This is a genomic window from Streptococcus sp. 3874, from assembly GCF_013276425.1.
GTDB classification, from domain to species: Bacteria; Bacillota; Bacilli; order Lactobacillales; family Streptococcaceae; genus Streptococcus; species Streptococcus pseudopneumoniae.
On sequence record NZ_VMLA01000102.1, the window covers coordinates 1 to 23,671 of the forward strand.

General features: G+C 39.1%; 30 protein-coding genes and 1 pseudogene. 24 read left to right on the plus strand and 7 right to left on the minus strand.

Annotated elements, in window-relative coordinates; genetic code table 11:
- Positions 1 to 95: 95 nt before the first annotated feature.
- Positions 96 to 383 carry a hypothetical protein gene (locus HT703_RS09435; RefSeq protein ID WP_000777749.1) on the minus strand — a complete coding sequence of 96 codons (288 nt, stop codon included), beginning with the start codon at positions 381 to 383 and terminating at the stop codon, positions 96 to 98.
- Positions 384 to 392: 9 nt separating this feature from the next.
- Complete coding sequence (locus HT703_RS09440; protein WP_001278321.1) at positions 393 to 803, minus strand: HIT family protein; 411 nt, start codon at positions 801 to 803, stop codon at positions 393 to 395.
- A gap of 67 nt (positions 804 to 870) precedes the next feature.
- Here HT703_RS09440 and HT703_RS09445 point away from each other — a divergent pair, with 67 nt between their 5' ends.
- Positions 871 to 1,602 (plus strand): ABC transporter ATP-binding protein, encoded by a 732-nt coding sequence (locus HT703_RS09445; protein ID WP_000889950.1) that lies wholly within the window; start codon positions 871 to 873, stop codon positions 1,600 to 1,602.
- A complete protein-coding gene (locus HT703_RS09450; protein WP_000653756.1) occupies positions 1,599 to 2,648 on the plus strand; it encodes an ABC transporter permease in 1,050 nt (349 codons plus the stop codon). Before HT703_RS09445 ends, HT703_RS09450 begins: the two co-directional genes overlap by 4 nt.
- Before the next feature lie 61 nt (positions 2,649 to 2,709).
- Here HT703_RS09450 and HT703_RS09455 read toward each other — a convergent pair whose 3' ends face one another.
- A complete protein-coding gene (locus HT703_RS09455; RefSeq protein ID WP_023935628.1) occupies positions 2,710 to 3,039 on the minus strand; it encodes a hypothetical protein in 330 nt (109 codons plus the stop codon).
- A 28-nt stretch (positions 3,040 to 3,067) separates the two neighbouring features.
- Complete coding sequence (locus HT703_RS09460) at positions 3,068 to 3,319, minus strand: hypothetical protein (protein ID WP_001130045.1); 252 nt, start codon at positions 3,317 to 3,319, stop codon at positions 3,068 to 3,070.
- Between the two features lie 358 nt (positions 3,320 to 3,677).
- Between HT703_RS09460 and HT703_RS09465 the strand changes: the two genes are divergently transcribed.
- The 3 genes from HT703_RS09465 to HT703_RS09475 are packed head-to-tail and all read left to right on the plus strand — an operon-like array spanning position 3,678 to position 6,112.
- Positions 3,678 to 4,016: a LytTR family DNA-binding domain-containing protein gene (locus HT703_RS09465; RefSeq protein WP_016399207.1), complete on the plus strand. Its 339-nt coding sequence runs from the start codon at positions 3,678 to 3,680 to the stop codon at positions 4,014 to 4,016.
- A gap of 4 nt (positions 4,017 to 4,020) precedes the next feature.
- Complete coding sequence (locus tag HT703_RS09470; protein WP_001219128.1) at positions 4,021 to 4,758, plus strand: response regulator transcription factor; 738 nt, start codon at positions 4,021 to 4,023, stop codon at positions 4,756 to 4,758.
- Between the two features lie 13 nt (positions 4,759 to 4,771).
- Positions 4,772 to 6,112, plus strand: coding sequence for a sensor histidine kinase (locus tag HT703_RS09475; protein WP_001028650.1), 1,341 nt, complete (start codon positions 4,772 to 4,774; stop codon positions 6,110 to 6,112).
- A 44-nt stretch (positions 6,113 to 6,156) separates the two neighbouring features.
- Here HT703_RS09475 and blpC read toward each other — a convergent pair whose 3' ends face one another.
- Genes blpC through blpA form a run of 3 tightly spaced genes read right to left on the minus strand, consistent with a single transcriptional unit; the run spans position 6,157 to position 9,894 of the window.
- Positions 6,157 to 6,312 carry a quorum-sensing system pheromone BlpC gene (gene blpC / locus HT703_RS09480; protein WP_000358814.1) on the minus strand — a complete coding sequence of 52 codons (156 nt, stop codon included), beginning with the start codon at positions 6,310 to 6,312 and terminating at the stop codon, positions 6,157 to 6,159.
- Between the two features lie 56 nt (positions 6,313 to 6,368).
- Positions 6,369 to 7,730, minus strand: coding sequence for a bacteriocin secretion accessory protein (locus HT703_RS09485; protein ID WP_172930052.1), 1,362 nt, complete (start codon positions 7,728 to 7,730; stop codon positions 6,369 to 6,371).
- Positions 7,731 to 7,740: 10 nt separating this feature from the next.
- A complete protein-coding gene (gene blpA / locus HT703_RS09490) occupies positions 7,741 to 9,894 on the minus strand; it encodes a peptide cleavage/export ABC transporter BlpA (RefSeq protein WP_054393000.1) in 2,154 nt (717 codons plus the stop codon).
- A gap of 281 nt (positions 9,895 to 10,175) precedes the next feature.
- On the opposite strand from blpA, the gene HT703_RS09495 reads away from it, so the two are divergent.
- The 19 genes and pseudogenes from HT703_RS09495 (at position 10,176) to rbfA (ending at position 23,546) form a co-directional block, all read left to right on the plus strand.
- Positions 10,176 to 10,403 (plus strand): Blp family class II bacteriocin, encoded by a 228-nt coding sequence (locus HT703_RS09495; protein ID WP_023935633.1) that lies wholly within the window; start codon positions 10,176 to 10,178, stop codon positions 10,401 to 10,403.
- A 51-nt stretch (positions 10,404 to 10,454) separates the two neighbouring features.
- Positions 10,455 to 10,829, plus strand: a complete 375-nt coding sequence (locus HT703_RS09500) for a hypothetical protein (RefSeq protein WP_000877386.1) — start codon at positions 10,455 to 10,457, stop codon at positions 10,827 to 10,829.
- A 5-nt stretch (positions 10,830 to 10,834) separates the two neighbouring features.
- Positions 10,835 to 11,053, plus strand: a complete 219-nt coding sequence (locus tag HT703_RS09505) for a hypothetical protein (RefSeq protein ID WP_000438253.1) — start codon at positions 10,835 to 10,837, stop codon at positions 11,051 to 11,053.
- 304 nt (positions 11,054 to 11,357) lie between these two features.
- A pseudogene (locus HT703_RS09510) lies at positions 11,358 to 11,697 on the plus strand (immunity protein).
- 160 nt (positions 11,698 to 11,857) lie between these two features.
- Positions 11,858 to 12,916 carry a thiol reductase thioredoxin gene (locus HT703_RS09515; RefSeq protein ID WP_054392999.1) on the plus strand — a complete coding sequence of 353 codons (1,059 nt, stop codon included), beginning with the start codon at positions 11,858 to 11,860 and terminating at the stop codon, positions 12,914 to 12,916.
- Between the two features lie 169 nt (positions 12,917 to 13,085).
- The gene (locus tag HT703_RS09520) at positions 13,086 to 13,364 is read left to right on the plus strand and encodes a hypothetical protein (RefSeq protein ID WP_000042206.1); all 279 of its coding nucleotides are present in this window, start codon (positions 13,086 to 13,088) and stop codon (positions 13,362 to 13,364) included.
- Positions 13,365 to 13,702: 338 nt separating this feature from the next.
- Positions 13,703 to 14,059: a hypothetical protein gene (locus tag HT703_RS09525; RefSeq protein WP_081005545.1), complete on the plus strand. Its 357-nt coding sequence runs from the start codon at positions 13,703 to 13,705 to the stop codon at positions 14,057 to 14,059.
- Between the two features lie 211 nt (positions 14,060 to 14,270).
- A complete protein-coding gene (locus HT703_RS09530) occupies positions 14,271 to 14,504 on the plus strand; it encodes a ComC/BlpC family leader-containing pheromone/bacteriocin (protein ID WP_000379956.1) in 234 nt (77 codons plus the stop codon).
- 31 nt (positions 14,505 to 14,535) lie between these two features.
- On the plus strand, positions 14,536 to 15,225 hold the full coding sequence (locus tag HT703_RS09535) for a CPBP family intramembrane glutamic endopeptidase (protein WP_119919872.1): 690 nt from the start codon (positions 14,536 to 14,538) through the stop codon (positions 15,223 to 15,225).
- 41 nt (positions 15,226 to 15,266) lie between these two features.
- Positions 15,267 to 15,515 carry an immunity protein BlpZ gene (gene blpZ / locus HT703_RS09540; protein ID WP_119919873.1) on the plus strand — a complete coding sequence of 83 codons (249 nt, stop codon included), beginning with the start codon at positions 15,267 to 15,269 and terminating at the stop codon, positions 15,513 to 15,515.
- A gap of 29 nt (positions 15,516 to 15,544) precedes the next feature.
- Positions 15,545 to 16,156 (plus strand): type II CAAX endopeptidase family protein, encoded by a 612-nt coding sequence (locus HT703_RS09545; RefSeq protein WP_138700608.1) that lies wholly within the window; start codon positions 15,545 to 15,547, stop codon positions 16,154 to 16,156.
- Positions 16,157 to 16,316: 160 nt separating this feature from the next.
- Complete coding sequence (locus HT703_RS09550; protein WP_000363006.1) at positions 16,317 to 17,111, plus strand: phosphotransferase family protein; 795 nt, start codon at positions 16,317 to 16,319, stop codon at positions 17,109 to 17,111.
- Positions 17,108 to 17,743 (plus strand): tRNA (guanosine(46)-N7)-methyltransferase TrmB, encoded by a 636-nt coding sequence (gene trmB / locus HT703_RS09555; protein ID WP_001266096.1) that lies wholly within the window; start codon positions 17,108 to 17,110, stop codon positions 17,741 to 17,743. The genes HT703_RS09550 and trmB overlap by 4 nt, the downstream gene beginning before the upstream one ends.
- Positions 17,744 to 17,868: 125 nt before the next feature.
- On the plus strand, positions 17,869 to 18,348 hold the full coding sequence (rimP, locus tag HT703_RS09560; protein WP_007284956.1) for a ribosome maturation factor RimP: 480 nt from the start codon (positions 17,869 to 17,871) through the stop codon (positions 18,346 to 18,348).
- Between the two features lie 43 nt (positions 18,349 to 18,391).
- Positions 18,392 to 19,528: a transcription termination factor NusA gene (gene nusA, locus HT703_RS09565; RefSeq protein WP_000032273.1), complete on the plus strand. Its 1,137-nt coding sequence runs from the start codon at positions 18,392 to 18,394 to the stop codon at positions 19,526 to 19,528.
- A 21-nt stretch (positions 19,529 to 19,549) separates the two neighbouring features.
- Positions 19,550 to 19,843, plus strand: a complete 294-nt coding sequence (locus HT703_RS09570; protein WP_000857562.1) for a YlxR family protein — start codon at positions 19,550 to 19,552, stop codon at positions 19,841 to 19,843.
- A complete protein-coding gene (locus HT703_RS09575; protein ID WP_001041390.1) occupies positions 19,836 to 20,135 on the plus strand; it encodes a YlxQ-related RNA-binding protein in 300 nt (99 codons plus the stop codon). The genes HT703_RS09570 and HT703_RS09575 overlap by 8 nt, the downstream gene beginning before the upstream one ends.
- Positions 20,136 to 20,151: 16 nt before the next feature.
- A complete protein-coding gene (gene infB / locus HT703_RS09580) occupies positions 20,152 to 22,944 on the plus strand; it encodes a translation initiation factor IF-2 (RefSeq protein ID WP_172930053.1) in 2,793 nt (930 codons plus the stop codon).
- 251 nt (positions 22,945 to 23,195) lie between these two features.
- Positions 23,196 to 23,546, plus strand: coding sequence for a 30S ribosome-binding factor RbfA (gene rbfA / locus HT703_RS09585; RefSeq protein WP_001273601.1), 351 nt, complete (start codon positions 23,196 to 23,198; stop codon positions 23,544 to 23,546).
- Positions 23,547 to 23,671: the final 125 nt, after the last annotated feature.

The following is a 23,671-nucleotide window of genomic DNA, read 5'->3' on the forward strand; positions in this document are numbered from 1 at the left end:
TTTGATTTTTATTGAGTATGAGTTGCCTAAATTATGATGTATAGTTGATGGGATATAACTTGTTTACGTTTTAAAAAAGAGCCGACTGGCTCTTTTTACTTATCTTCGATTTCCTGTGTTTCTTTAATCACAGCTAGTCTAGTCTGGATATCCTTTTCCAAGACCTTAAACTTGTAAGTCAGGTCTTCTTGATATTCCTTGATGAGTTCTTTTTGCTGGTCAATGATTTGTAGGCTGTTTTGGATAATATCCACATCGTCCTTGATAGCTTGAACGCGGTCAGTGGTATTCAAGACTTCATCTGTGATGGTTTGGCGATTTTTTGTGAGCAGATAACTTCCAGCTGCAGCTCCTGCAAATAGCAATAGATTGGATAATTTCATGGCAACTCCTTAGGCATTTTTGATGGTTTCAGCGACTTGAGCGAGTTTGTCAAAGTCTGGTTCGTGGGCGATAAAATCAATCTTAAGGTCATCGTCCGCACTGTAGCGAGGTACGAGGTGAACATGGGTATGAAAGACGGTTTGACCTGCGACTTCTTCACAGTTAGCAATGATATTCATACCAGTAGCCTTGGTAGCTTTCATGACTTTTTGAGCTACTTTTGGTACTTGGGCAAAGAGTTGGCTGGCGCTAGTAGCATCCATTTCTAAAAGATTACGATAGTGTTCTTTTGGCACGACCAAGGTGTGTCCTGGTGTCACTTGAGAGATATCAAGAAAGGCAAGAACCTGCTCATCTTCATATACTTTTGAAGCAGGAATTTCCCCTGCGATGATTTTACAAAAAATGCAATCTGACATAAAATCTACCTCTACTGTACTGAATTTTGATATAATATAGCTACATTATACCAGATTTGGAGAAAATATGTTAGAAATTAAAAACCTGACAGGTGGCTATGTTCATGTCCCTGTTTTGAAAGATGTGTCTTTTACTGTTGAAAGTGGGCAGTTGGTCGGTTTGATTGGTCTCAATGGTGCTGGAAAATCGACGACCATCAATGAAATTATCGGTCTGTTGACACCTTATAGTGGCTCCATCAATATCAATGGCCTGACCCTGCAAGAAGATGCGACAAGTTACCGCAAGCAAATTGGCTACATTCCTGAGACACCTAGCTTGTATGAGGAATTGACCCTCAGAGAGCATATCGAAACGGTTGCCATGGCTTATGGTATTGAGCAAGATCTTGCTTTTGATCGAGTAGAACCTTTGTTAAAAATGTTCCGTCTGGACCAGAAATTAGACTGGTTCCCTGTTCATTTTTCAAAAGGGATGAAGCAGAAGGTCATGATTATCTGTGCTTTTGTGGTGGATCCAAGTCTTTTCATCGTGGATGAGCCTTTCCTTGGTCTTGACCCGTTGGCTATTGCGGACTTGATTCAGCTTTTGGAAGTGGAAAAGCAAAAAGGCAAGTCTATTCTCATGAGTACCCACGTGCTGGATTCAGCGGAAAAGATGTGTGATGCTTTTGTCATTCTTCACAAAGGGGAAGTGCGTGCTAAGGGAAATCTCCTGCAACTGCGCGAAGCCTTTAACATGCCTGAGGCTAGTTTGAATGATATTTACTTGGCTCTGACCAAAGAGGAGGACCTATGAAAGACTTGTTTTTAAAGAGAAAGCAGGCTTTTCGTAAGGAGTGTCTTGGTTATCTACGTTATGTTCTCAATGACCACTTTGTCTTGTTCCTGCTTGTCCTGCTGGGCTTTCTAGCCTACCAGTACAGTCAACTCTTGCAAGATTTTCCTGAAAATCATTGGCCCATCCTTTTGTTTGTAGGAATTACCTCTGTTTTACTGTTGCTTTGGGGTGGAATTGCCACCTATATGGAGGCTCCAGACAAGCTCTTTCTCTTAGTTGGAGAAGAGGAAATCAAGCTCCATCTCAAGCGTCAAACTGGCATTTCCCTAGTCTTTTGGCTCTTTGTACAGACCCTTTTCTTGCTTTTATTTGCGCCCTTATTTTTAGCCATGGGTTATGGCTTGCCTGTCTTCCTAATCTATGTGCTTTTGTTTGGGTTAGGTAAATATTTCCTCTTTCGTCAAAAGGCCAGCAAATTTTTCACTGAAACTGGACTGAACTGGGACTATGTCATTTCCCAAGAAAGCAAGCGCAAACAAGTCTTGCTTCGTTTCTTTGCCCTCTTTACGCAGGTAAAGGGAATTTCAAACAGCGTCAAGCGTCGTGCCTATCTGGACTTTATCCTAAAGGTTGTTCAGAAGGTGCCTGGGAAGATTTGGCAAAATCTCTATCTTCGTTCTTATTTGCGAAATGGAGATCTCTTTGCGCTCAGTCTCCGTCTGCTCCTACTTTCCTTGCTGGCGCAGGTCTTTATCGAGCAAGCTTGGATTGCGACAGCAGTGGTAGTTCTCTTTAACTACCTCTTGCTCTTCCAGTTGCTGGCCCTCTATCATGCCTTTGACTACCAGTATTTGACTCAACTCTTTCCACTGGACAAGGGGCAAAAGGAAAAAGGCTTGCAGGCGGTAGTCCGAGGATTGACCAGTTTTGTTTTACTTGTGGAATTAGTTGTCGGGTTGATTACCTTCCAAGAAAAACTAGCCCTTCTAGCCTTGCTGGGTGCAGGTTTGGTTTTACAAGTCTTGTATTTGCCTTATCAGGTAAAACGTCAGATGCAGGACTAACATTGCCTATATGACACTAAAAAAGAAGTTGAGTTCAGTTTGCCTCAACTTCTTTTATTTTCTACAAGATAATGGTTGGCCCGTAGAGGCTCAACTTGGTCTTGACTTGGTCAAAGTGGAAGCGGTCATAGGCCCGCCAAGCGGCGCGAGTTGGAGCATCTGGATCAAGAGCGCTGAGTCCCATGAGAAGACTGGAAGTCTGGTAAAATTTTTCCAGTTCAATCAAGACTCGATTATCCACTGTCTCAGCCTTGGCTAAAAAACCAAGAATAGAGTTTAATTGCTCCTGAAAGCGGACGTCGTCAGCGGTTGCCTGTTTGCATGCTTGGTAGGCTTTATTTAAGTCAGTAATCAAAGCCTGAGCTGTTTTGATGGGGTTTGTGTCTGTCATTTACGTGACCTCCTATATAATTTATGTTTTAAGGTAAGGGATTGTGTAAATCTCCTAGTGAGGCACCTATATTATTAGCAACATTGCCAACTATGTTGCCCCAATCAATGATACATTTACCATTATCAAGATTAGCTTTATTATATGAATATCCATTTCTACATAGTACATTATCGCTAATCATATGAAACGGAGAATACCATCCATATGGAATACTACCGCCATTTATATGAGAAAGTTCGATTGATGTTAATTGTTTTGTTTTATTTGACTTGGCCATAATTTTCTCCTTGTTATATTTACGTCAATTGCAATAGAGTATATTTATAGGGTGTTAATCATGGTGGATGTGAATAAATCATATGCACCCCTCCTTTTTTGATGATTTTTAAAGTTGTTGCAAACATAGTCTTTCTATAATCATAGTCTATCACTTTTATCTCCTTTTTCACCTTCAAATCTTTAATTGTCCTTGAAATGTCTTGAATTGCGCTGAGTGAATTTTATGATAAAATAGTTGTAACCTCATCATGATGTTTTAGAAAAATAATCCTTTTAGGAACTTTCAAAGACTGTTTAGGATTGGGTGTGCTTGTGTTAGATTTTTTCTGTTATTCTTTTCTTAGGAGGAGAATCCAATGAAACATATGATTATTCAGACACAGAAAACAGTTTATAAAGTAAACATCGACGATGTCTACTATATCCAAGCACATCCAACTAAAGCCCATACCGTACAGATTGTTACAGAAGAAGCTAGTTTTAATATGGTTCAAAATTTAAGTGATCTTGAGAACCAATATGGGGAAACCTTGATGAGATGTCATCGAAATTGTTTGGTCAATCTTGATAAAGTAAAATCGATTGATTTTCAAGAAAGAATCCTTTTTCTTGGAGAAGAAGGTCAATACGCTGTCAAGTATGCCAGACGTCGCTATAGAGAAATTCGTCAAAAATGGTTGAAAGAAGGAGAGTAAGAAGATGAGAATATTTGTTTTAGAAGATGATTTTTCCCAACAGACTAGGATTGAAACGACGATTGAGAAACTTTTGAAAGCACATCATATCATTCCTAGCTCTTTTGAGGTATTTGGCAAGCCGGACCAACTGCTGGCAGAGGTGCATGAGAAGGGGGGCCATCAGCTATTCTTTTTGGATATTGAGATTCGAAATGAGGAGATGAAGGGTCTAGAGGTGGCTAGAAAGATTCGGGATCGAGACCCCTATGCCCTGATTGTCTTTGTGACGACTCACTCAGAGTTTATGCCCCTGTCCTTTCGCTACCAAGTGTCTGCTCTGGACTATATTGATAAGGCCTTGTCAGCAGAGGAGTTTGAATCTCGGATCGAGACAGCCCTCCTCTATGCCAATAGTCAAGATAGTAAAAGTCTGGCGGAAGATTGCTTTTACTTTAAATCAAAATTTGCCCAATTTCAGTATCCTTTTAAAGAGGTTTACTATCTCGAAACGTCGCCCAGAGCCCATCGTGTTATTCTTTATACCAAGACAGACAGGCTGGAATTTACAGCGAGTTTAGAGGAGGTTTTTAAGCAGGAACCCCGTCTCTTGCAGTGCCATCGCTCTTTTCTCATCAATCCTGCAAATGTGGTGCATTTGGATAAGAAAGAAAAACTCCTTTTCTTTCCCAATGGTGGAAGTTGTCTGATCGCGCGTTATAAGGTCAGGGAAGTGTCTGAGGCTATTAATAACTTACACTGAACTAGGAGAGTTTATGAATATTGTTTGGATATTATTGCATACACTCATTACTAATGGGCTAGAAATTGTCATTTTCTTTAAGGTAGATGGAATTAATCTTACTTTCGAGAGGATTTTTAAAGCCTTTCTTTTGAAGATACTGTTGGCCTTTGTTTTTGTAATGATTGGCTATATGGTAGGAAATGTTTACCTATCTTATTTTATGGAACCCTTGTACGGCATATGCTTGTCTTTCTTATTGTTAAGAGGGCTTCCTAAAAAACTCCTTTTCTTTTATGGTCTCTTTCCAATGATATTGGTGAATCTCTTTTATAGAGGAGTCTCCTATTTTGTGCTTCCATTTTTGGGACAAGGGCAAGTATATGATGGCTACTCATTTACTGGGTTATGTATAATAATTTTCAATTTCTTCATTTCTCTAGCCTTTTTGAAATGGTTGGACTATGATTTTACTAGTTTGAGAAGGGAGATTCTCGATACAGGTTTTCAAAAGTCCCTGACTAAGATTAACTGGATAATGGGGGCTTACTATTTGGTGATACAAAGTCTGTCTTACTTTGAATATGAGCAAGGTATTCAATCAACGACTGTTCGCCATCTCATCCTAGTGTTCTACCTCCTATTTTTTATGGGGGTTATCAAGAAATTGGATACCTATTTGAAGGACAAACTCCATGATAGACTGAACCAAGAGCAGGCCTTGCGCTATAGAGATATGGAACGCTATAGTCGGCATATAGAGGAGCTTTACAAGGAAGTACGGAGTTTTCGCCATGACTACACCAACCTCTTGACTAGTTTACGTCTGGGTATTGAAGAGGAGGATATGGAGCAGATAAAAGAGGTCTACGGCTCCGTCTTAAAAGATTCCAGTCAGAAATTGCAGGACAATAAATATGACCTTGGGCGATTGTTGAATGTTCGGGACCGCGCCCTCAAAAGTCTCCTAGCAGGGAAATTTCTAAAAGCTAGAGAAAAGAACATTGTCTTTAATGTTGAAGTTCCTGAGGAGATTCAGGTTGAGGGGATGAGCCTACTTGATTTTCTAACCATTGTGTCTATCCTTTGTGATAATGCTATTGAAGCCAGTGCAGAGACTAGTCAACCTCATGTTTCAATTGCCTTTTTTAAAAATGGAGCACAGGAGACCTTTATCATTGAAAACTCCATCAAAAAAGAGAGCATAGATATTTCTGAAATCTTCTCCTTTGGAGCCAGTTCTAAAGGGGAGGATAGAGGAGTTGGTCTCTATACCGTTATGAAGCTTGTGGAAAGTTATCCCAATGCTAGTCTCAATACTACCTGTCAAGATCAAGTCTTTCGTCAGGTGCTTACTATGATACCTACAGAATGATGAAAAAAATAAGACCGAGAGTTCTTGTTACTCGGTCTTATTTTTTATAGTTGTATTGGATGATGAAGTCCTTTCGTATTGTTATGCTTAATTATATTAAGGCTGTATAAGATATCTTCCCACAGTCCTCCACCTGTAATTTGGTTGAGTTCGGTAGTTGTTAGTTCTTGAAATGAAGTTAGGTTTTGTTTCTTATCCATGTTATGATTCTCCTTTTTGATAAGATAATAAATAGTTATAGAGTGTTATCTGAAAATTAATCAGAATGGGTTAAAATTTTATCTTTGAAATAATCAAAATATGTTTTCTTTGCAGTTACACTAGTGACGCGACCTTGTAAGCCATATTGGATGAGTTTACTATCCTCATTAGATAGTTTTGCAAGAGCGGTTAATTTAAAGAGATTACCTTGCTCTGTTCTGGTAGGAGTTTGGTCAATTGTCTGAAGTTGACCGATAATGGTGGTGCCGTGATTTCCAATCTTCTCCAGTTTTAATCTTACAGTTTGTCCTTTATCTAGTAGAGGTAGATAGTCAGAAGATACGTAGTAAGTGATTAGTATTTCTCTTGTATCTGTGATGACAGGGAATATTTGAGCAATTTCTGTACCAGTTGGAATTCTATTTTTACCTTCAAATTCACTGTTTAAGTGAATGATACCTTTACTTGGGGCGGTTAAGGTATTGTTTTCTAAGCGCTGTGTCGCTTGATCTAGTTGTACTGTTAATTCTGTTAATTGATTCTCCACGGTTAGTTGTTGCTGTGAGGCTGTCTGTAAAAATTGAGTACGGAGTACTTCAATTTTGGTTGCTAAACTATTATCATAAGTTGCGACGCTTCCGATACCAGCTTGCTGAATTTTGAGGCTTGCGATAGATGATTCAAGACCTGCAATACTTTGATTAATTTGAGATAAAAATGGCTCCTCTGCAGTTCCTTGTGTTTGTCCTTGTGAGGCTACAAGATAACGATTCAAAATTGACTGGTGCGGATTGCCAGTTGGTAAGCGTGCTCTGTTATTTATGATAGCATCTCTCAACTCTTGATATTCTCCAATTTGTTGTTGAACTTTTGTAATTTCTTGTTCGATGGCTGATGAACTGCTATTGGCAAGATTAGCTTGATTTGAAACTTCGGTGTTAGTCTTTGTGATACCCAGTTCAATATCATGGGATTGTTTAGTAAAATTCCTAAAGGTATTATGGTAGCCAAATTCATCCTCGCCAGAAAAAAGATCAGTCGCTTTTTCTAAGCTTTGTTTCAAAATTCCAAGTCCTTCTTTTTGCTTCTCAAGTCTTTGTAATTGAGTTTTTAAGGCAGTTTTCTGACTTTCTTCCATTGTTTCAGAGTATTTGATGAGTAAGTCACATTTTTCAACTACTTGATTTGCCACTAAATGATTAGCTAGGATAGGATTATCACTTGTTGACTGAATAGATGCAATGACACTTGTAGGGGCGATTTCTCCTTGGGAAGTAACAGTAATTTCTTTTGTGGCAACAAGGGAGAAAATCAAGATGAAAGTAAATAGTAATGAAAGAGGTATAATTAACATTGTCGCATAGTTATGGTAACGTCTCTGATAAAACTCGACGCTTCTAAAAAGATTAGGATTCATGACATTCTCCTTATTTATTGAATAGATGATGGTAGAAGCCTTGCGCCTGCATTAACTCTTGGTGACTACCCACTTCAATGATTTTCCCTTGGTCAAGAACAATGACACGGTTAGTCCGTTCGGCTATACTGAGACGATGGGCTACAAAGAGAATGGTTTTATCAGTTAGGGACATAAGATTATCTATAACTTTTTTCTCAGTCAAGACATCAAGACCGCTAGTAGCTTCATCTAGTATTAAAACAGGAGCTTTAGTTAAAAGAGCACGAGCGAGAGCGATTCGTTGCTTTTGTCCTCCTGATAGACCAGCTCCATCAGAGAGCTGAGTTTGATAGCCCATAGGCATTCTTTCAATGTCTTGACGGATTTCAGCTAATTCACAAGCTCTTAGAATATCTTCTTGACTAATCATATGATTACCGCCCAAGGTTAAATTTTCCAAAATAGAGCCATTAAATATATAGGCTTGTTGTGGTAGGTAATTGATATGACGGCGCAAGACTTTTTTATCAATGTTTTTAATATCCTGATGATTGATGGAAATATGTCCTTTGTAGGGTTCAAAGAAATTGACAATCATTTTGGCTAAAGTTGTTTTACCAGAACCACTGACTCCAACTAGGCTAACCTTATCTCCTTGTTTAATCGTGAGATTAATATCTGTTAAGGTATCTCGTCCAAAACCATACTTATAAGAAAGGTCATCAAATTCAATATCGCCCATCAAAAAATGTGAATGAACAGGATTTTCTTGAACTTGAAATTCAGATTCGACTAAATAGACCTCGTTCAAGCGGTTATTAGCGACCTTCGCAGATTGGAGTTTGGTTTGGAGGTTGATAATATTTTCCATAGGAGTTGTAAAGTAAGAAAGAAGTGTGTTAAAGGTAATCAACTGACCGATAGAAATTTTACTCGACATGACTAATTGAGCGCCAAACCATAGGATAAGGATATTCAGAACTAATTTTGTTCCCTGCTTTAAACTCGTTTGTAAAATAGAATATTTACTGAGCTTAAAGGATTTTTCTAAATAATCTACAAATTCGCTGTCTATATTTTGATAGCGATTTTCTTCACTCGTGAGCGACTTTATAGTTTCAATCCCGTTGATATCTTCAATGATGGCAGAGCTAACCATAGAATTACTTTGCATGACATCATGGTTCATTTTTTCGAAAGGCTTCATAAAAGAAAAGATGATGAACATGTATATAGGAATAGAAATAAGAGAAAGAAGGAAGAGATTAGGGTTTTGTGCCAGTAAGACGCCTCCTACAAGAATCAGAATAGAAACATCCAGAAAAAGAGATAGAATGGTAGAAGCCAAGGCATCTATAATAGAGTTAGCATCTGTGAACCGTGAAATGATTTCTCCTGTACGACGTGTCGCAAAGAAAGACATAGGAAGTTCAAAAATATGGCGAATATAGGATAAAATCACATCAATGCTTAATCTCTGACTCAGAACGGTTAGGAGATAATCTCTGGAGAAACCCATGACTTGTTGGAGGATATAGGTGATAACCAGACCAACTGAGATGATTCCTAAAGTTGATTTCATCTGATTTGGGATGTATTCATCCAAGATTCCTTGGAGATAATAAGAACCACCGATATTGATAATCGTGACCAATAAGCTTGAGAGAACAATGTAAGCAATGAGAGATTTTTGTTTGAAAATCAGAGGAAGGAAGCTTAGTAGACCATTCTTTTTATCTTTATGGGGTTGATAGCTGGGTTTGGGAGCTAGAAAAATAGCTACTCCAGTCCATTCAGAGAAAAAGCGTTCTTTTGACATTTTAGTGATTTTTACAGAAGGGTCAGGATCACCAATAATCAGATAGTCTTTCTTTGTTTGATAGACAACATAGTAATGTTGGAGTTTTCCTTCTTTGTTAACGTGAACGATAAATGGATAGGGGACATCACTCATGTCAAAGAGCGTTTTATCTGCTTGAACAGGTCTTGTTTCAAAGCCCATTTCATCAGCGGCTTTTACAATGCCAAGAGCAGTCGTTCCTTCTTTATTGGTCTTTGCAAGTTCTCTCAAGTGAGCTAGAGAAAAATCTGAACCATAGAATTTAGCAATCGAGGCTAAGGCAGCAACACCGCAGTCTCTCGCATCTATTTGAGGAACAAATGTACGTTTATAAGAAGTCATTGGCAATTCCTTTCATATAGTGGATAGGTCTATTATGCCATAAAAATAAGTTCATATTTTATGAAATCTTGAATAGTCATTGAAACTTCCTGAATGGTAAAAAAGTGATTAGAAATTATCTTTTAAAAAAATTTTAGAGGTGGTTTTAAATAAAAAAGCTAATTTAAGACGTTTCGATGACAATTCAAGATTTGGATGAAAAATTTTAAAAAACAATGATATACTAAACTTGTCAAAGTTGCAACAAGACAAAAATTAAAAATAAAAAAGGAGTATTTGTCATGAATACAAAAATGATGTCACAATTTTCTGTTATGGATAATGAAATGCTTGCTCGTGTTGAAGGTGGAGATAAAGTAGGGGCTGGAGAAGTTGTTCAAGCATTAGGAATTTGTACAATAGGAGGTGCAGCTCTGGGGAGTGTTATCCCAGTTGTGGGAACTCTTGCCGGCGGGATTTTAGGAGCACAGTTTTGTACAGCGGCTTGGGGAGCTTTTAGAGCAAGTTAAACTTTTAGAGATATAGTAGATTGAGAATAGTAGTAAAAGGAGGTGATTTATATGAAATACAGATTATTTCTTATTATTTTCTTGAGTAGTGTTTTGGATATTCTTTTAGGTACATTTTTGAAAATCTCGAATGTATCGATTGGATGGCTTGTTCTCTACAGTGGCTTATTTGAAGCAGGAGTTTTCCTTCTTGCTAATAAAGGTTTGGCGGTAAAAATTAAGGAAGCAGACATTCAAAATCGCTTTAAATTTATTTTTGGAAAAACGCTATGGTTTCAAATTCTTTTGCTCATCTTTTTGATGGTCAAACTGTATCTTGGTTTGGAGGCGAGGCTAATCTTATTCTATGGAAATATTTTCATTGTCTTTAATGCTTTAGTTTATCTTTTGTCTACTAGCCAAATTAATTTAACAAAGAAAGTGTGAAAAGAATGGAACAATCAGTAAATAATTTCATCATTTTACCTGATGAAAAACTAACAACGATAACAGCTGGAGATAAACAACTTGCAGACAGATTTTTAAGTGGAGTAGGTGGTGCGGTTGAGGGGATTTCGCTTTGTGCGCAGACAATCCCTTTCCCAACCCCGCAGATTTATTTAATTTGTGCAGCTGGTGGGGCGGCAGTTTCAGTTTTATGGCCACATTAGAGAAACCTGATTATGCATATATAACACAAAAAAGCATCCAGAATCGGTATGAAACCAAGGATTCTAGATGCTTTTCTCTTTTCACCCATTGGGTGCTGTTTTTACTGGAAAAAAGGGAGTTTCTCCTTTATGATATAAGTTCAAAAAATAAAAACAAAAGGACACTCCAATGCTCAGTATATCAAATAAGTCTATGAAAAACAATACTTTATCACACTTTTCTTTCGATGGTGGAAATCTGATCAATCAAGCTGGTTCTCTGCTTTTCAAATAACTCTTCACAAAGTTGAATCTAAAAGAAATCATGTCAAAACACCTTGTGACCGATGATAAGCGACGCTATTATCACTATTCGAATATCGATATTGTCATCCAATTTCTTTTAGTGATTATTAACCTGGCTTCTATTTTGGTCACTGTTTACCTCACTAGGAAAATGAGAGTTTGAAGATGATGATTTGGTTAGTCCTAGAACCAATCAACTTATGTATATCGGCTTGACAGGTTTTATGTCTATTATCTATTTGTATAGAGGTATCACAGTAGCAGAATCCTATCAACAACTAATCGCTTATATTGGCGCTATTCTCTGCTCAACCATCATGCTTCTGCTCATTTGGGGTTTGAAGTATTATAAAAAGTAGAGCTTAATAAAGTATAAAGGGGTAAGTGTTTTCGCAATACTTACCCTTTTATAATGAAGTTTTTGCAATTCAAGATGTTTCGATGACCATTTAAGATTTATATGAATTTGTAATCTTAAATAAGGTAAGATAAAGATAACAAATGTAAATGAGTATTCTTATGAAGAATCAAAAGATAAAATCGCTATTACTTGTACCACTTGTATTTGCATCTATTACTGCAGGTCTTGTATATGCAGAAGAACAGCCTACTTCTTCCTCTATTCAGGCTAATGATAGTTCTGTTGTGGCACCAGATTTGCCATCGGCTAAGGAAAAGGTGGAGCATAAACCTTCCGTTGTAACTCCCGAAGAGTATGAACAGAATGTTGCGGAGTTTAAAAAGATAGATATTGAAGCCGTTCGTCAATCTTTTACAGAGGATCAATTGGAACATACTATATATTTTGGTAGAAAAACTTGTTCTCATTGTCGTCAATTTTCTCCTGAATTGAAAGAATTTAATAACTTAATTGAAATGAAGTTAGAATATTATGATTTGGATGGAAAAGATTTTGACGGGGAAGCGAGAGAGTTTCTATTTAAAAAAGTCGGTATTCCAGGAACACCAGCAATTTTGTATTTAAGAAATGGACATCCGATATCTGGATGGGTTGGTGGCGAAGCAACTGCACAACAGGTGTATGATTATATGTACTCGAGAAACTCACCTAAGCAATCGGAAACAGTAGCATCTTCTGAGGATACAGTAACAGAAAGTGTTCGTGATGAGAAAACCAGAAATGACAGCATGAGTATTAGTGATAAAGTTGTAAGCGACAGCAAAGGTATGAGTGATGAAAAAAGAACCGAAATGAAAATATCCAATGATAACCCCAATTCTAATAGTGAAAATAGTGGGAAAGTGGAGAGTACAAACTCAACTTCTGAAGCTAAAACTACTCAATCTGACAATTTAGCAATGTTAGACAATAAGAATCAATTGGAAACTCCCAAACCTATTTTTGATGTTGCTCAAGAAAATAAAACTCCTTCAACTGATGTTAAGGGGACTGATTATGTAAGCAAATCTATTACTTCGAATGAAAAATTATTACCGAAAACAGGAGAGGAAGAAAGTTATCAACTGCTTCGGATGGCTATCGCATTTTTTATAACTTCTGTAATGATTAAAGTGAAACAAAAAAATTCACAAATAAAAATAGTGGTAAACAGGTGAAATGATACTATTTGTTTGTAATAACATATAGCTAGAATTTGCCTATAGACAAGAGTGAGAAAATAGGTGTATTTAGTTTATATATAAAAGATTATAACTGTATATGAAATGAATGGTAAATAGTTAGTATTAGCTGAAGTAGAAAATCGAAAATGAAAGGAAAATTATCATGAGTAAGAATAGTAGAACAGAAAAAGCTAGAGTAACAGAAGGTGCAGATTTTGGAGCATATTTTTTAATTTTAGCAGTTGTAGCCGTCGGGGCGCTTGCTTATTTTTCAGAAGATTTTGGGCCAAGGTGGGCAAAAGTTATAGAAATAGTCGGAGCGCCGTTTTCTTTAGGTTTAGGTTTTTTTGCTTTTGATAAAGGTTTTGAAATGCTGAACGATTATAAAGAAAATAAAAGAAAAGAAGACGAAGAGGAAGAAAAAAACAACAATCAGAACTAAAAAATGTAAAATAAAGGGGTAAAAAATGGCAAGGAAAAAGAAGTTGCTTGGAGAAGAGTTTGGGAAGATGGTGTTGTCAAGGATGATAGCGACCTATGAAAAAGCAATCAACGCTGAAAAATAACATTTTCAGATGAAAAGATGGAGGAGCTAGACAACATACTATCTAATGGAATGGGGTTGCTTGATGGAGTACAAGCAACGGTATTCTAACAGGACGAAAATAAAAAAAGGCATTCCTCGTGAATACAAAAACAATGTTTCAATTTTCAGAAGCTAACAGTTAAAGTTTGTTTTTGTCCAGTTTGACTTTTACCATAGTATGTGAGGTATATTAAATGAATAAGAAATCCTATTTTATCATCTGTTCTACGTTGATCATAGCATCGAATCTTCTCATGATTTCCGTAGTGAACAAGGGAGAAGAAACGGGGAGCAACCTGTTTGTGATTGCTATAGCCTGTGTTATGTTGCCATCCTTTTTATATGCGGTTGAGAACCGAATGGCTTCTTTAATTCGGACAGGGTCAGTAGCTTTACTCTTATTGACAGTATTGTCTTTAGTCCGTCTTATCAAGAGAATAGGGAGTACGCCTGAAATTCTCAACATTATCATTACCCTCTTGGTTTTGGCAAGTGGGACAGCCTGTATCCTGGTTGCGATTATGAGAATATATGAGAACAGACGGAAGTGAGGGTGCATAGTTTTCTATTTTGTATTTTCATATTGTCAAGTTCCCTTAGGGCAAGTATGTTTTTCATGCTTGCTTTTTAAATTTTTTACAATTCAAGATGTTTTGATGACCATTCGTGATTTGGATGGAAAATTTTAAAAAATAGTAGTATACTAACCTTATTAAGGTTGCAATAGGACAAAAATTAAACATAAAAAAGGAGATATTCGTCATGGATACAAAAATGATGTCACAATTTGCAGTTATGGATAATGAAATGCTTGCTCGTATAGAGGGTGGGGATGTATCTGATATTTATAGAGGGTACGCTAATCAGGTAAGTCCATTCGGTTCTTACCCTCCTATATTAAAAAATTCAGGTCCTTTTCCAGTAAGTGGTTACTGCCCGCGCGGTTATCATGACCGTGGTTATATAGGAGCAGGTTTTCATTTATGTGGAATATAGGCTGAAATACAAGAAATGAGGAAGAATTTCTATGAAAAAGTATCAGTTTGTCTTCAAAATAAGTGCAGTCTTGTCTTACCTATTTTTCGTATTTGGTCTTTCTCAGATGACGCTTATTGTTCAAAATTATTGGCAATTTTCTTCCCAGATTGGCAATTTCGTCTGGATTCAAAATCTCTTGAGTCTGCTATTTAGTGGGGTCATGATTTGGATTCTGGTTAAGACAGGGCACGGCTATCTTTTTCGCATTCCGAGAAAAAAATGGCTTTGGTATTCGATTTTGACAGTATTAGTGCTAGTGCTCCAGATCTCTTTTAACGTTCAGACAGCTAAACATGTTCAGTCAACTGCTGAAGGTTGGGCTGTATTGATCGGTTATAGTGGGACCAACTTTGCCGAGCTGGGTATCTATATAACTTTATTCTTTCTGACTCCACTTATGGAAGAGCTGATCTATAGAGGATTACTGCAACACGTCTTTTTTAAGCATTCGAGATTTGGCCTTGATTTGCTTCTTCCGTCAATTTTATTTGCTCTTCCTCATTTTTCAAGCCTGCCTAGTCTGTTAGATATTTTCATCTTTGCAACATCTGGCATCATCTTTGCTAGTTTGACCCGCTATACCAAGAGCATTTATCCTTCCTATGCGGTGCATGTGATCAATAATATTTTCGCAACATTACCATTTTTGCTCACTTTTCTACATAGGGTCTTGGGGTAAAAAAACAAAAGGCTTGCTTTTCAGCCATAGAGGAGGTTATCATGTATAAACACTTATTTTTCCTAGATTCAAAAACCTTAGACTGGTTGACACCTTATATTCTGGTCTTGGCTTCTGACACCATTGCCTTTAATGTTTTTGTGCTAACCTTTGTATCTGTTGTGGTCTTTTATTTCCTGAATCCCATGCTATCTTTAATGGCTATCTTCTTAGGGGCTAGTTATGTGGTTGGATTTTGGTTGCTAAAATGGTTTGTTTTGGAAAGGTTAGAGCTAAAGGATGACGCGTAGGAAGTCTGTTTGGTGAGGAGGATAATTTTATGGAGTTTTTTGATAAATTTCATGCCTTGTGCTTTGGATTTTTAGTACTAATAATCGTCATTACAGTTCCTTATACGATTAACCATGGGGATTTTTTTCAAAATGAATCTGAATTGATTATTGTAAGTCTTCTAGTAACCTCGCTGAGTGTTGTTTATGCTAGACAGTTTGAAATGATTTCTTTTGGGATGTTAAGCAAGAAAGAACTTTTGCTTTTCATTGCAATCTTTCTTCTAAGCGTTCTTGAGACGCTAGTTTATATTCATTTCTTCGCTGTTTCTTCTGGCGCAGGAGTTCAACACTTGGCGGAAGTCAGCAGAGGAATTTCCCTGTCTTTGATTTTGACTTCCACAGTTTTTGGCCCCATCCAGGAGGAACTCATTTTCAGAGGACTTCTTCAAGGTGCGGTTTTTGACAACTCTTGGTTAGGGCTTGTGCTAACTTCCTCTCTCTTTTCTTTTATGCATGGTCCTTCTAATGTCCCTTCGTTTATTTTTTATCTACTTGGGGGCTTGTTACTGGGATTTGCTTATAAAAAGAGCCAAAACCTATGGGTTTCTACTCTAGTTCACATGTTTTACAATGCTTGGCCACTCTTATATTATTTATAAAAATCATGAAAGGTAAGCAGAAGACGGTGCTTGCCTTTTTCTTTCTATAATGATACCCAAGCCAATCCAGAGGCTTTTCTTTGAGAATCGGGTGTGGAGCGGTTGACGAATAGGCCAAAAACTAGTAGAATAGTAAGGAAACTTTATACGGAGGAAAGAAATGGATTTGGGTGATAATGAGCTAACACTGACTCCCATACCTGGGAAAAGTGGCAAGGCTTATATGGGTAGCTATCCTGATGGGAAGCGCATCTTTGTAAAAATGAACACCTCTCCAATCCTACCTGGTCTAGCTAGAGAACAAATTGCTCCACAATTATTATGGAGTCGCCGTTTGGCAGATGGGCGTGATATGTGTGCTCAAGAATGGTTGACAGGCAAGATATTGACCCCCTATGATATGAATCGTAAACAAATCGTCAATATTTTAACCCGCCTTCATCGCTCACGTCCTTTGATGACACAGTTGAGTCGTTTGGGCTATGCCATGGAAACACCTGTAGATTTACTACAGTCTTGGCAGGAAACGGCTCCAGATGCTTTGCGTAAAAATCATTTTATCAGTGAAGTGATGGCTGATTTACGTCAGACTATTCCAGGATTTAGAGAGGACTATGCGACCATTGTCCATGGAGATGTACGACATAGTAATTGGATTGAGACAGATAGTGGCTTGATTTATTTGGTAGATTGGGATTCGGTTCGCTTGACCGACCGCATGTTTGATGTGGCCCATATGCTCTGCCATTATATTCCAGAACATCAGTGGAAGGAATGGTTGACCTACTACGGTTACAAGTATAATCAAACGGTATTAAGTAAATTGTATTGGTACGGTCAATTGTCTTATTTGAGCCAGATTTCCAAGTATTATATGAACCAAGATTTAGAAAATGTTAATCGGGAGATTCATGGCTTGCGTCACTTCCGAGACAAGTATGGAAAGAGAAGATGAGAGTTAGAAATCGTAAAGGGGCGACAGAATTACTAGAGGCAAATCCCCAGTATGTGGTCCTCAATCCCTTGGAAGCCAAGGGGAAATGGCGGGACTTGTTTGGCAATGACAATCCCATTCATGTGGAAGTTGGAAGTGGGAAGGGTGCCTTTGTTTCAGGTATGGCAAAGCAGAACCCTGACATCAACTATATCGGGATTGATATTCAAAAGTCTGTTTTAAGCTATGCTTTAGACAAGGTTCTTGAAGTTGGAGTGCCTAACATCAAGCTCTTGTGGGTAGATGGTTCTGACTTGACTGACTACTTTGAAGACGGTGAGATTGATCGCTTGTATCTGAACTTTTCAGATCCATGGCCGAAAAAACGCCATGAAAAGCGTCGTTTGACCTACAAGACCTTCTTGGATACCTTCAAACGTATCTTGCCTGAAAATGGAGAAATTCATTTCAAGACGGATAACCGTGGCTTGTTTGAGTACAGTTTAGTGAGCTTTTCTCAGTATGGCATGAAGCTCAATGGTGTCTGGCTAGACTTACATGCCAGTGATTTTGAAGGCAATGTCATGACAGAATACGAGCAAAAATTCTCCAATAAGGGGCAAGTTATCTACCGAGTTGAGGTAGAATTTTAAGAAATAGCCTGAAATCAGGCTGTATAAGTGCTTTTGCTTTACATAAGTTAGCAAATGTGATATACTAAGAGTAAGAATATGAAAAGTGAGGCGGGGAAATATCTTCGCCTCTTGCTTATGAGGAGGTGGACGCAATCGCAACAATCGTAGAATTAGTCAGAGAAGTTGTAGAACCTGTCATAGAAGCTCCTTTCGAGCTCGTGGATATCGAGTATGGAAAGATTGGCAGTGACATGATTCTCAGTATTTTTGTAGATAAACCTGAAGGAATTACCTTGAACGACACGGCAGACTTGACAGAAATGATCAGTCCTGTCCTAGATACCATCAAGCCAGATCCCTTCCCAGAACAATATTTCCTAGAAATCACCAGTCCAGGTTTGGAACGTCCTTTAAAAACCAAGGATGCCGTTGCTGGAGCAGTTGGGGAATACATCCATGTCGGGCTCTACCAAGCCATCGATAAGCAAAAGGTCTTTGAAGGAACCTTGTTGGCCTTCGAAGAGGACGAGTTGACTATGGAATATATGGACAAGACGCGTAAGAAAACCGTCCAAATTCCATACAGTTTAGTATCAAAAGCACGTTTAGCAGTTAAATTATAGAAAAAGAAAGGATAGCTTTTGAGTATTCAAAAGTGAAGAAAACATGAGTAAAGAAATGCTAGAGGCCTTCCGCATTTTGGAAGAAGACAAGGGAATCAAAAAAGAAGACATCATCGACGCAGTAGTAGAGTCGCTTCGTTCCGCTTATCGCAGACGCTATGGTCAGTCAGACAGCGTAGCTATTGACTTCAACGAAAAAACAGGTGACTTTACAGTTTATACTGTCCGTGAAGTTGTTGATGAAGTATTTGATAGCCGTTTGGAAATCAGCTTGAAAGATGCTCTTGCCATTAATTCAGCTTATGAACTTGGAGACAAAATCAAGTTTGAAGAAGCACCAGCTGAGTTTGGTCGTGTAGCAGCCCAATCTGCCAAACAAACCATCATGGAAAAAATGCGCAAGCAAACACGTGCCATCACTTACAATACTTACAAAGAACATGAGCAAGAAATCATGTCTGGTACAGTAGAACGCTTTGACAACCGCTTTATCTATGTCAACCTTGGTAGCATCGAAGCCCAATTGTCAAAACAAGACCAAATTCCTGGAGAAGTTTTTGCTTCTCATGATCGTATCGAAGTTTATGTTTACAAGGTTGAAGACAACCCTCGTGGTGTGAACGTCTTTGTTAGCCGTAGCCATCCAGAAATGATCAAACGTTTGATGGAGCAAGAAATTCCAGAAGTTTATGATGGAACTGTTGAAATCATGAGCGTGGCTCGTGAAGCAGGTGACCGTACGAAGGTTGCTGTTCGTAGCCACAATCCAAACGTGGATGCTATCGGTACAATCGTTGGACGTGGTGGTGCTAATATCAAGAAGATTACTAGCAAATTCCACCCAGCTCGTTACGATGCTAAAAATGACCGCATGGTACCAATCGAAGAAAATATCGATGTTATCGAGTGGGTAGCAGATCCAGCTGAATTTATCTACAATGCCATCGCTCCTGCTGAGGTTGACCAAGTTATCTTTGATGAAAACGACAGCAAACGTGCCTTGGTGGTTGTTCCAGATAACAAGCTTTCTCTTGCCATTGGTCGTCGTGGACAAAACGTGCGCTTGGCGGCTCACTTGACTGGTTACCGTATCGATATCAAGTCTGCTAGCGAATTTGAAGCCATGGAAGACGCTGCTTCAGTAGAGTTGGAAGTAGAAAACGATACTGTAGAAGAATAAAAGCTGCTAGAGGAGGGAAAGATGAAAACAAGAAAAATCCCTTTGCGCAAGTCTGTTGTGTCTAACGAAGTGATTGATAAGCGTGATTTGCTCCGCATTGTCAAGAACAAGGAAGGACAAGTCTTTATTGATCCTACGGGCAAGGCCAATGGCCGCGGCGCTTATATCAAACTAGACAATGCAGAAGCCCTAGAGGCGAAAAAGAAGAAGGTCTTTAACCGCAGCTTTAGCATGGAAGTGGAAGAAAGCTTTTATGACGAGTTGATCGCTTATGTGGATCACAAAGTGAAAAGAAGAGAGTTAGGACTTGAATAAGCAAAAGATAAGTAATCTCTTGGGACTTGCTCAGCGAGCAGGGCGGATTATATCGGGTGAAGAATTGGTGGTCAAGGCCATTCAAGACGGCAAGGCCAAGTTGGTCTTTCTAGCCCATGATGCTGGACCCAATCTGACCAAGAAGATTCAAGATAAAAGTCATTATTATCAAGTAGAAATTGTAACCGTGTTTTCAACACTGGAATTAAGCATAGCAGTCGGAAAATCGAGAAAGGTTTTGGCTGTAACAGATGCTGGATTTACAAAGAAAATGAGGTCTCTTATGGAATAGAAGAGGAGGACATGATTTGTCTAAGAAAAGATTGTACGAAATCGCAAAAGAACTTGGAAAAGAAAGTAAAGAAGTTGTAGCGCGTGCAAAAGAGTTGGGCTTGGATGTGAAAAGCCACTCATCAAGTGTGGAAGAAGCTGTCGCTGCAAAAATCGCTGCCAGCTTTAAGTCTGCAGCTGCTCCGAAAGAAGAAGCAAAACCTGCAGCACCAAAAGTAAGTGCAGAAAAGAAAGCCGAAAAATCTGAGCCAGCTAAACCAGCTGTAGCTAAGGAAGAGGCAAAACCGACTGAGCCAGTTGCTCCGAAAACAGAAAAAGTAGCAGCGAAACCGCAAAGTCGTAATTTCAAGGCTGAGCGTGAAGCCCGTGCTAAAGAGCAGGCAGAACGACGCAAGCAAAATAAGGGCAATAACCGTGACCAACAACAAAACGGAAACCGTCAGAAAAACGACGGCCGTAATGGTGGAAAACAAGGTCAAAGCAACCGCGACAATCGTCGCTTTAATGACCAAGCTAAGAAGCAGCAAGGTCAGCAAAAACGTAGAAATGAGCGCCGTCAGCAAGAGGATAAACGTTCAAATCAAGCGGCTCCACGTATTGACTTTAAAGCCCGTGCAGCAGCCCTAAAAGCAGAGCAAAATGCAGAGTACGCTCGTTCAAGTGAGGAACGCTTCAAGCAGTATCAGGCTGCTAAAGAAGCCTTGGCTCAAGCTAACAAACGCAAGGAACTAGAGGAAATCTTTGAAGAAGCGGCTAAGTTAGCTGAACAAGCACAGCAAGTTCAAGCAGTGGTTGAAGTCGTCCCTGAGAAAAAAGAACCTGCAGTGGATACACGTCGTAAAAAACAAGCTCGACCAGACAAAAATCGTGACGATTATGATCACGAAGAAGATGGTCCTAGAAAACAACAAAAGAATCGAAGTAGTCAAAATCAAGTGAGAAATCAAAAGAATAGTAACTGGAATAACAACAAGAAGAACAAAAAAGGCAATAACAAGAACAATCGTAATCAGACTCCAAAACCTGTTACAGAGCGTAAATTCCATGAATTGCCAACAGAATTTGAATATACAGATGGTATGACCGTTGCGGAAATCGCAAAACGTATCAAACGTGAACCAGCTGAAATTGTTAAGAAACTTTTCATGATGGGTGTCATGGCCACACAAAACCAATCCTTGGATGGGGAAACAATTGAACTCCTCATGGTGGATTACGGTATCGAAGCAAAACAAAAGGTTGAAGTGGATAATGCTGACATCGAACGTTTCTTTGTCGAAGATGGTTATCTCAATGAAGATGAATTGGTTGAGCGTCCACCAGTTGTAACTATCATGGGACACGTTGACCATGGTAAAACAACTCTCCTAGATACCCTTCGTAACTCTCGTGTTGCGACAGGTGAAGCAGGTGGTATCACTCAGCATATCGGTGCCTACCAAATTGTGGAAAATGGTAAGAAGATTACCTTCCTTGATACACCAGGACACGCGGCCTTTACATCTATGCGTGCGCGTGGTGCTTCTGTTACCGATATTACGATCTTGGTCGTAGCGGCAGATGACGGGGTTATGCCTCAGACTATCGAAGCCATCAACCACTCAAAAGCGGCCAACGTTCCAATCATCGTAGCCATCAACAAGATTGATAAACCAGGTGCTAACCCAGAACGCGTTATCGGTGAATTGGCAGAGCATGGAGTTATGTCAACTGCTTGGGGTGGAGATTCTGAATTTGTTGAAATCTCAGCTAAATTCAACCAAAATATCGAAGAATTGTTGGAAACAGTCCTTCTTGTAGCTGAAATCCAAGAACTCAAGGCAGACCCAACAGTGCGTGCAATCGGTACGGTTATCGAAGCGCGCTTGGATAAAGGAAAAGGTGCGGTCGCAACCCTTCTTGTACAACAAGGTACCTTGAATGTTCAAGACCCAATCGTTGTCGGAAATACCTTCGGTCGTGTCCGTGCTATGACCAACGACCTTGGTCGTCGTGTTAAAGTTGCTGGACCATCAACACCAGTCTCTATCACAGGTTTGAACGAAGCACCGATGGCGGGTGACCACTTTGCCGTTTACGAGGATGAAAAATCTGCGCGTGCAGCAGGTGAAGAGCGTGCCAAACGTGCCCTCATGAAACAACGTCAAGCTACCCAACGTGTTAGCCTTGAAAACCTCTTTGATACCCTTAAAGCTGGGGAACTCAAATCTGTTAATGTTATCATCAAGGCCGATGTACAAGGTTCTGTTGAAGCCCTTTCTGCATCACTTCAGAAAATCGATGTGGAAGGTGTCAAAGTGACTATAGTCCACTCAGCGGTCGGTGCTATCAACGAATCAGATGTGACCCTTGCCGAAGCTTCAAATGCCTTTATCGTTGGTTTCAACGTACGCCCTACACCACAAGCTCGTCAACAAGCAGAAGTTGACGATGTGGAAATCCGTCTTCACAGCATTATCTACAAGGTTATCGAAGAGATGGAAGAAGCTATGAAAGGGATGCTTGATCCAGAATTTGAAGAAAAAGTTATTGGTGAAGCGGTTATCCGTGAAACCTTCAAGGTGTCTAAAGTCGGAACTATCGGTGGATTTATGGTTATCAACGGTAAGGTTGCCCGTGACTCTAAAGTCCGTGTTATCCGTGATGGTGTCGTTATCTATGATGGCGAACTCGCAAGCTTGAAACACTACAAAGACGACGTGAAAGAAGTGACAAACGGTCGTGAAGGTGGATTGATGATCGACGGCTACAATGATATTAAGATGGATGATGTGATTGAGGCCTATGTCATGGAAGAAATCAAGAGATAAGATTTTTTGCTCCTTTCTTAGGTGGTGAGGGACGCAAGCAAACCGATGGTTTCATTGCTTATTTTTGAGCCTAGGGTCTCAAAAATCCCCTGTGATGGGACTGATAAATCAGTTCCATCACTTTCATCACGGCGAAAGAAGCGGATGAGCTCAAATTGAACTTTGTTTCAATTTGAAATGAAAATCAATAAGTTTAAAAATAGCTAGGTCTGCTGGCCTAGCTTTTGGTTCAAAGTAGAGAAAGGAATATCATGGCAAATCATTTCCGTACAGATCGTGTGGGCATGGAAATCAAGCGTGAAGTCAATGAGATTTTGCAAAAGAAAGTCCGTGATCCACGTGTCCAAGGTGTGACCATCACAGATGTTCAGATGCTGGGTGACTTGTCTGTTGCCAAGGTTTATTACACCATTTTGAGTAACCTTGCTTCGGATAACCAAAAAGCCCAAATCGGGCTTGAAAAAGCAACTGGTACCATCAAACGTGAACTTGGTCGCAATTTGAAATTGTACAAAATCCCAGATTTGACCTTCGTCAAAGACGAGTCCATCGAGTATGGAAACAAGATTGACGAGATGCTACGCAATCTGGATAAGAACTAAAGAAGAGGGGTTGCCCCTCTTTTTTGGTGGAGGAAAATAGGTTGAATTTGAAATGGAAAAATATTCTTTTAAAATATATTGAAACTAGAATAGTACGCCTCTACTTCTAAAACATTGTTAGAAAT